This window comes from Breznakia pachnodae (genome assembly GCF_030814225.1).
Classification (GTDB): domain Bacteria; phylum Bacillota_I; class Bacilli_A; order Erysipelotrichales; family Erysipelotrichaceae; genus Breznakia; species Breznakia pachnodae.
Genome location: NZ_JAUSUR010000004.1, coordinates 371,437 through 379,477, shown reverse-complemented (window position 1 = coordinate 379,477; position 8,041 = coordinate 371,437). Strand labels below are relative to the sequence as shown.

The 8,041-nt window shown below is 31.7% G+C and carries 6 protein-coding genes; 5 read left to right on the top strand and 1 reads right to left on the bottom strand.

The genetic code is table 11. The features are described from left to right. Positions 1 to 30: 30 nt before the first annotated feature. The 3 genes from J2S15_RS12835 (at position 31) to J2S15_RS12825 (ending at position 3,781) form a co-directional block, all read left to right on the top strand. Complete coding sequence (locus J2S15_RS12835; RefSeq protein ID WP_307408934.1) at positions 31 to 420, top strand: hypothetical protein; 390 nt, start codon at positions 31 to 33, stop codon at positions 418 to 420. A gap of 68 nt (positions 421 to 488) precedes the next feature. Next, complete coding sequence (locus J2S15_RS12830) at positions 489 to 2,627, top strand: leucine-rich repeat domain-containing protein (protein WP_307408933.1); 2,139 nt, start codon at positions 489 to 491, stop codon at positions 2,625 to 2,627. A 458-nt stretch (positions 2,628 to 3,085) separates the two neighbouring features. Further along, complete coding sequence (locus tag J2S15_RS12825) at positions 3,086 to 3,781, top strand: putative ABC transporter permease (RefSeq protein ID WP_307408931.1); 696 nt, start codon at positions 3,086 to 3,088, stop codon at positions 3,779 to 3,781. A gap of 51 nt (positions 3,782 to 3,832) precedes the next feature. Here the strand turns inward: J2S15_RS12825 and J2S15_RS12820 are convergent, their stop codons facing one another. Next, positions 3,833 to 5,884: a putative Ig domain-containing protein gene (locus J2S15_RS12820; RefSeq protein ID WP_307408929.1), complete on the bottom strand. Its 2,052-nt coding sequence runs from the start codon at positions 5,882 to 5,884 to the stop codon at positions 3,833 to 3,835. A gap of 200 nt (positions 5,885 to 6,084) precedes the next feature. Between J2S15_RS12820 and J2S15_RS12815 the strand changes: the two genes are divergently transcribed. Beyond that, positions 6,085 to 6,834, top strand: a complete 750-nt coding sequence (locus tag J2S15_RS12815; RefSeq protein WP_307408928.1) for a hypothetical protein — start codon at positions 6,085 to 6,087, stop codon at positions 6,832 to 6,834. A 66-nt stretch (positions 6,835 to 6,900) separates the two neighbouring features. After that, positions 6,901 to 8,013: an AI-2E family transporter gene (locus J2S15_RS12810; RefSeq protein WP_307408927.1), complete on the top strand. Its 1,113-nt coding sequence runs from the start codon at positions 6,901 to 6,903 to the stop codon at positions 8,011 to 8,013. The last annotated feature ends 28 nt before the right edge of the window (positions 8,014 to 8,041 follow it).

Sequence of the window (8,041 nt, the reverse complement as noted above, 5' to 3'; positions counted from 1 at the left end):
GCTCATTGTAAAGAAATAGAGGAGTAAATTATGAAAAAGAAACTAATTATTATCATTTGTGCAGTCGTAGTTGTAGTTGGAGCTGGAGGATTTTTCTTAAAAAACCAAATGGACCAAAGTGCGAAAAAAGAAAACGAACAACAAATGTCAAAACTTGCCAAACTATACTATGAAGATTATTTATATGATATTTTGACACTAGGAAAAAGTTCAGAAGAACGTGAATCCTTTTTATCTGCATATACGGAAGATGGGTTGAGAACATCAATTGATAGCATTGAAAAAGTAACAGAACTAGATAGCAAGAAAATCATGAAAAACTTAGGAAGTTCTTGTGATAAAGAATCTGAAAGTATCAAAATTATACCTAAAGACCCATATGGTAAGGAAGATTACGAAATTAAAGTAACATGCGAATAATTTCATATGTTGAGTAAGTAGAGTTTCTATTCATTTTATTACTCTTCATTTAATGAGAGGAGAGAGTAATGAAACTGAAGCTTATTGATAAGAAAGCATTATTCATAGTAGTAATATTAGTTTCAATGTTTATCTCAATTACCAACAGTAATCAATACTATGCAGATGAAATAGATCAGACAAAACCAATCAATGAAATATTTCCTGATGCCAATTTGGCAGCAGGAGTAGCAAGAGCATTGGGAACCAGTAGCACTGCTAGTGTGAGCCAAAATGATTTAAATAAAATCACAACACTGAAATTAGATAATAGTGGAATTACCAATTTAGAGGGAATTCAAAACTTAAACTATCTAAGTTCTTTAAGTGTGCTTAATAACAACATTAGTGATGTTTCTAAACTGACTGGATTAGCTCGTTTACGTACTGTGAATTTACAACAAAATAAAATCACAGATATAACAGGGTTTGAAAATTTAACAAGTCTGCAAAGTTTAACTATTGCTAGTAATTCGATTAATTCTATTGAGTCTTTACGAGGTTTAACTAGCCTTACATATTTGGATATTTCCAATAACAGTGGAATTTCACTAGAACCAATTTCTAATAATACTTCATTACAAACGGTAATGGCAGATAATATAGGAATGAGTTCTTTGGAACATCTTCAAAATCTAAACGGACTAACAAAACTTAGTTTGAATAGTAACCAAATTAGTGACGTAAGTGTTGTAAACAACCTTACAAGTTTACAGTATTTATATCTGAACTCAAATCAGATTTCTAATATTAGTTCAATTGCATCACTGAGTGGTCTGATTGAACTTGGAGTAAATAATAATCGATTAAGTGACATTAGTGTAGTTAGTAATTTTACTAGTTTACAAAAACTGTCAGTGTCGAACAATTCAATTACTTCTATTTTACCAGTTCAAAATTTAGGTAATTTAACTTACTTAGAATTTAATTCAACTGGTGTATCAGATATTTCAGCATTGAGCGGATTAACAAATCTTAAATATTTATCATTCAATCAATGTTACAACAAGGTTTCAGATTTAAGCCCAGTTGCTGGATTAGCAAATCTAACTGACTTACACTTTAACAGCAATGCGGTTTCAAGTATTGAACCTTTAAGAAATCTGACAAAAATTCAAACATTATGGATGAGTTCTAATTCCATTAGTGACTTAAATCCAATTGAAAATATAGCAGCTCTTGAATCGCTATATTTTGATAACAACAATGTCTATGATATGAGTGTACTTACCAGAATGAATACTTACGATTTAGGTATCATCAATGGAGCAAACAATCATATTACTGACATAAGTCCTTTATCATCAATTACAAATCCGTTTACGAGTGTAATTCATTTTGAAGGGCAAGTAATTTATCTAGAAGCAAATGAATATCAAGGAACTGATGTAGTAATTCCTAATGTATCTGTGGATTTAGATGGTGTTTCACCAATTACCTCATTTGAGAGTTTAAATGATGGTGCAATAACATCTCGATATCCAGTCCTTATTAATGGAGCTGTAAATGATACTGGTTCAGAAATGAGTTGGACAGATATGGAAGGTGCTACTTATACAAGTGGATATAAAGTAACCAAAAGGCAAAGATTGTTATATGCCAATATGACATATTCACTAGTAGTAGTTCAGGACATCAACCTAATTGCACCATACACTGTGACATACCATGAAAATGGTGCAACTGGTGGGGAAGTGCCTGTTGATCAAAAGCAGTACTATGCTGGTGACGATGTAATCGTCTTAGGAAAAGGAAATCTGGTAAAAGCAAAAGCAGAGTTTGTGGAATGGAATACAGAAGCGGATGGAAGTGGAGACAGTTATAAAGCTCTTGATTCAATTACATCAATTCAAACAGATGTTGAATTGTATGCAATCTGGAAAGACGAAATTGTACTTATCCCAGAGCCACCAATTATTATTCCTGAACCAAAGCCAGATCCAGAGCCTGTGATTCCTGATCCGGATCCAGAACCAACACCAGAACCTGAAAAGCCTGCTGTAGCACCTGAACCTGACAAAGTGTTAATCATTGCCAAGGAGAAGGAAGCGGTAGCAACAGGTGATAATACGAATACAAATATATTGTATTCAGCACTTGGTGTTTCAATTGTAGTTATTCAATTGTTTAGGAAAAGAAAAAAGACATCTAATGATTTAGATGCATAGAATTATTAAATGAATTTAAGCTCACTTTTGTATAAATAATATAGAAGTGAGTTTTTTTATTAATTAGGGAAGTTCTATAAAATAATTAGGATAAAAAGAAATAAATGTTAATAAATGAGTAAGCACAAAATGGAACTACAATATTAATGCAGTCACTAATGGAAGATGTCTGGTCGGTATTGTAGATGGAATTTCATTGCGTGTAAATGGAGCAGGGTTGATCTAAAGTCTTTATTGTACCACCTTTCATCAGGAAAGATAAAGAAGAGAATAACCTTACAGGGCCACAAGAAAGGTACCTGGTATTAAATCTTTGTATTTAATATGATTTCTTAGAAATCATTTTCTTGTTATGTAAATTCATTTGTATAAATTGAATTATTAATCGAAATAACTTATAATGTATAAACAAATGGTAAGTGTTGTTGCAGGGGTCCTATAGAACATGAGGTGATTTTATGGAACTACTGAGAAAAGCAGAAACGAAAGAAAATGAAAACAAAGTATTTGCGAAAGGATATTGTTTTGCCAAGATATTTTTATTTTTTGTAGTGGGTTGCGTAGTTGGGACTTACTATGAGCAACTTTTAGAGTTTTTTAAGTTTAATGTCTGGGTTCGAAGAAGTGGATTAATCTATGGACCATTTAATCCAGTCTATGGTCTTGGTGCAATTTCATTTGTCGTTCTTCTAGGTAAGAATTATAAGAAACGTAAATGGGTTGCAAATTATAGTCTTAGTTGTTTGATTGGTGGAGCCATAGAATATCTATTGAGTTTAGCTCAAGAATATATTTTTCATTCAAAATCTTGGAGTTATGGAAAAGCAGTTTTAAACATAGGTGGGAGAACTACAGTACCATTTATGTTAGTGTGGGGAATTGGTGGAATGCTTGTGATGTATGTAATCTATCCAATATTTTCTAAAATCATAGAAGAAATTCCTTATCAACCAGCAAAATTATTGTATATAGGATTATTGATTTTTATGTCTTTTAATATAGTAATTTCTGGTACAGCATTATTACGACAAAGAGAACGTTTAGAGGGGAAGGCACCAGATACTTTTCTTGATAGAGTTTGCGATACGGTATATGATGATCAGTTTTTGAAAAAAGCCTATCCAAATTATAAGATATTAGAAATAGAAGAATAGAAAAAATAGTACATATCACAATTGCTGTGATATGTACTATTTTCGTATAGTTTATTTATTTTTTCTTTTCATTCTGTAGAATCCATAAGCAGCCAATATAGCTACAGCAGCACCTAACATAATAAATAATTGCGTTTGGTTTGTTGTATCTCCAGTTGTAGGAGAAATAGCAGAATTATTTGTGTTTGTGTTACTAGTTACGGATGTTGATGGTTTTCCTATAATTGTAGTATCTGAGTCATCATTTGATGTAGATGAGTCGTTGTCTTTTACTGGTGGGGTAATCGTACTGCCATCATCATTAGAACCATTGTCTGTAGTGTTATCTTCATTATCCGTTACAGGAGGTTTTATATTATCCTTTGGTTCAGTTGAATCTAAAACTTTTAAAGTTGTATTTACAGAAACCTTTTGTGCTGTAGTATGAGAATCCGTAGCAATATAAGTAATTGTGAACTCACCACTGCTTACAGGGGTTCCAGTTATTTCTAATGTATTTGGATTGAACGTTAATCCTTCAGGTAGGTTTGTTACTTCGTAAGTGATAGTAGGCACACCACCAATTGCTTTGGGTAATGTTACAGAATAGTATTGTCCTTCAACCGCATCAGGCAGTAAAGGGGCAACTAATTCTAAATTAATTGGTGTGTATTGTGCATACACATCTTGGTTTGATGTAATTGTTTGATCAAAATCAAATTCCACGTTTCCAGTTGATGATGAATACCAAGCATCAAAGATATATCCTGATGGATTAGTAAATGTTGGGTTTTCTTCACTGAATGTATTACCATAACCTACATTGTAAATAGCACTTTGATTTCCGTCACTATCTTGATAATGGAATGTTATTGTTTTATCCATAAATAATGTTGCAGTATTGGTATTATCATTTACTCGATCAAATGTATTTTGGTAACGAGAAGGTGTTTCATCATATACTGTAATTTGCTTGTCGTCTGCTTCACTTAAGTAGAAGTATAGATTTCCACTTGCATCACTATAAACATCATTGATTCCATAAGCTAATCCTGTAGCATTACTTGTAACACCATCAATTCCATCGATTTTTAAATTTGTAATAAGTGATTGAATTGAATTTTCTAAAGTTAATGTAGTTAAATAAACTCTATCTCCATTTGTATTTTTTGGAGTTATGTTAGATGGAAAACGGCCTAGGATACTTCCTCCATTCACAGTAAGATTATCTGCTGTAAGCACCCAATCATTACTTGTATTTTGTGCTTTGGCAGTAACTGTACCACCATTGATTCTAGTGTAATTAGTAGTAGCTACGTTTGCTTGAATTCCAATGGATGGACCAATAGCATCTAAAACACCACCATTGATAACTAAATTACTAACCGCATACAATCCACGATTTACATTTCCCACAGCTTCGATAGTACCACCATTGATGGTAATTGTTCTATCTGCATAGATTCCATTTGTATTTCCTTGTGCATAGATGTCACCACCATTAATTGTCAATGAAGCAGTTAATCCATAAATTCCCATTCCCATGAGATCAGGTGTAGGATATTTAGAAATTGCTGAAATAGTTCCACTTTCGATTATTAATCCTCCTTTGTTTAAGTAAACACCACAATTGTAGCCAGTAAATGTTGTAGTACCACTACCAGCAAATGTCAGATTAATACCATCACTTGCTTTGGTACTGAAACCATTTGCCATGTCCGCACCAATCTTTGCATCACTTTTAAAGGAATTAGTTCCTTCGTATTCAAAACGAATGCTACCAGTTCCAGTAATATCAACTGCAGCTAACTTACTTCCAGTTACATCAATATTTACATTCGTCATTTTAATTGTTACTTCTTCACTGATACCAGTAATATCAATTTCTAGATTATTGTTAGTAGTAGCTACACTTGATGTAATAGCGATTGTTTCACTTGGTGAAATAGTATCAATGGTAATTCCGTTTTGCTTGATATCTATATCACTACCATTTGTGACGATATCAATTGATCCATTATTTAGATCATAACTTGTTGTTGCCCTGAGATCTTCTTTTCCATATGCAAATACTGTACATATAATTAGTAGACTTAAAGTAATATGAAATGCCCTTCTTTTCATAATGTTGCCTCTCTTTCATAAACCGCACTCAAAAAATGCGTACATAATTTAGATGCTTAATTTTAAATAATCGTTCACTAAATATTAATTTCAGTTAATTTCACATATTTATTTATATATATTATAAAAGATATTTTATTGATATATTTAAGATGTTAAATTAACTTGGTTTTGAGTATAATATTAAAAAGGAGTTTACTATGAAACTGGATTTTTATTACTGGTCTTATCAGTGTCCACTAAATAATGAGATGCTGAAACTATTGGAAGAATACAAGGATTCTTTAGATATTAATATTTATGATATCAATGAAAATCAAATGTTGGCAAAAGAACAACATATGTTTTTTCCTACACTCATTGTAGTGAATAATCAACATCGCTATTTTAGCCCGCTGAGACGCCATTTTCTAGATTTGTTACTTCTAAGTGAATTACCTAAAGAAAAGCCCTATATACCTGTTATATCGTTTCAGGTAGCGTTTGAAAGGATTATCCCTCTAACAGATATGAATTGTCATATAGCTAGTCAGTGTAGTGGTAGCTGTAATGCGGATAGTAGTAAGCGAAAAGCAACATTCTTACATCATAGTAACCAGGATATTTATGGTTTTTTAAATGTTGATAATGAAAACCGTTTACTTGGTGGAGTAGAGTATCTTTCAAGTATGCTAGTTCCTTATGATATACCTAAACACAAGGAATCTGCATTTATTACCTGTATTTATGATTGTGATGATTCCTATGATTATAAGAGTAAACCACTAGAGGAATTAGAAAACTATTTATGTAATGAATATAAAGATGTCTATGTGATTAGTGATGAAGAAAGTACATTCCCAAACGGAAATTTAGAGTTCTTCTTACGTAATGGATATGAAGATCTTGGTATAGTAAACGAAGAAAACAACTACTGTAAATTACATTTATTAAGAAAAGTGTTAAAATAGTAGTTCATAGCTTTTTACAACCATCCTAAGCTTTGATAGAATGAGAGAAGAACTAAGGGAGACTATATGAAAAAGATAATAGATAAGATGAAAGAAATCTTAAAAGATAAAAATTCAATAAAAGTGTTAATTTCAATAACATTAATATTGGCGATTGTTGCATTACTGCAATTAACAACAGAATCATGGAAATGGTCAGTTGATTTGTTTGTTACTGCAGTTATGCCATTTTTGCTAAGTTTTATGATTGCATATGTCCTTCGGCCGTTTGTAAATAAGATACAAAAGTATGTACACAAACGTGGACTTGCAGTATTGATTACCATTTTATGTCTTGTAGGAATCATTATTCTTTGTCTTGTGTTTATTGTTCCAGAAGTAATTCGTCAATTTGCATTATTGGCTGATTATGTTGGACAAGGTGCAAACTCTTTATTTGAACTTATTGATACGAATGTATTAAGTAAATTAGATCTTCAAAAGAGTGTGATGGATTATATAAAGAATTTAGATTTATTTAATAACTTACAATCATTGCTTATGACATTAAGTAATCAAATGATTACTGTTATCATTAATTTAATTAGTAGTGTAGTATATTGGATGTTTAGTTTTATCTTAATAATTTATTTTATGCTTTATGATGAACCAATCAGAAAAGGAACGAAAAAAGTATTAACATTTATTAACCCATCACTTCCTGATTATGTAAGAAATGCAGACCATGAACTACAAAAATTCTTAGGATCATTTGGACTTATTATGATTTCTAAGTTTCCAATTTATGGATTACTATTCTATCTGATTGGACACAAGAACTGGATGATTTTAGCAATCTTAAATGTGTTTGCAGTTATTATTCCTTATGTAGGACCATTAACAGCAAATGCAATTGCATTATTAACTGGTATATCTCAAGGACAGGGAGTTGTGTTAGGAACAGTTGGAGTTATTGCATTCTCATCATTTATTGATCCATATCTGATTGAACCAAGAATTTACAAATCGCAGTTGGAAATGAATCCACTGGTGATACTGTTTGTGATTTTTGTCGGTTCTACATTCTTTGGACTTATTGGAACTGTAGCAGGGATTCCTTCTTATGTTATGATACGAAGTCTTATTAATACCTATCGTTCTAAGCATGCAGAGTCAGCTCTTTTAGAAGAGAAGAAATAGGTATATAATAGGAATAAGAATTCTCACA

Bases quoted from the DNA above. Each gene is read 5' to 3' on its own strand.
- J2S15_RS12835 (WP_307408934.1), top strand. From the start codon at position 31: ATGAAAAAGAAACTAATTATTATCATTTGTGCAGTCGTAGTTGTAGTT.
- J2S15_RS12830 (WP_307408933.1), top strand. From the start codon at position 489: ATGAAACTGAAGCTTATTGATAAGAAAGCATTATTCATAGTAGTAATA.
- J2S15_RS12825 (WP_307408931.1), top strand. From the start codon at position 3,086: ATGGAACTACTGAGAAAAGCAGAAACGAAAGAAAATGAAAACAAAGTA.
- J2S15_RS12820 (WP_307408929.1), bottom strand. From the start codon at position 5,884: ATGAAAAGAAGGGCATTTCATATTACTTTAAGTCTACTAATTATATGT.
- J2S15_RS12815 (WP_307408928.1), top strand. From the start codon at position 6,085: ATGAAACTGGATTTTTATTACTGGTCTTATCAGTGTCCACTAAATAAT.
- J2S15_RS12810 (WP_307408927.1), top strand. From the start codon at position 6,901: ATGAAAAAGATAATAGATAAGATGAAAGAAATCTTAAAAGATAAAAAT.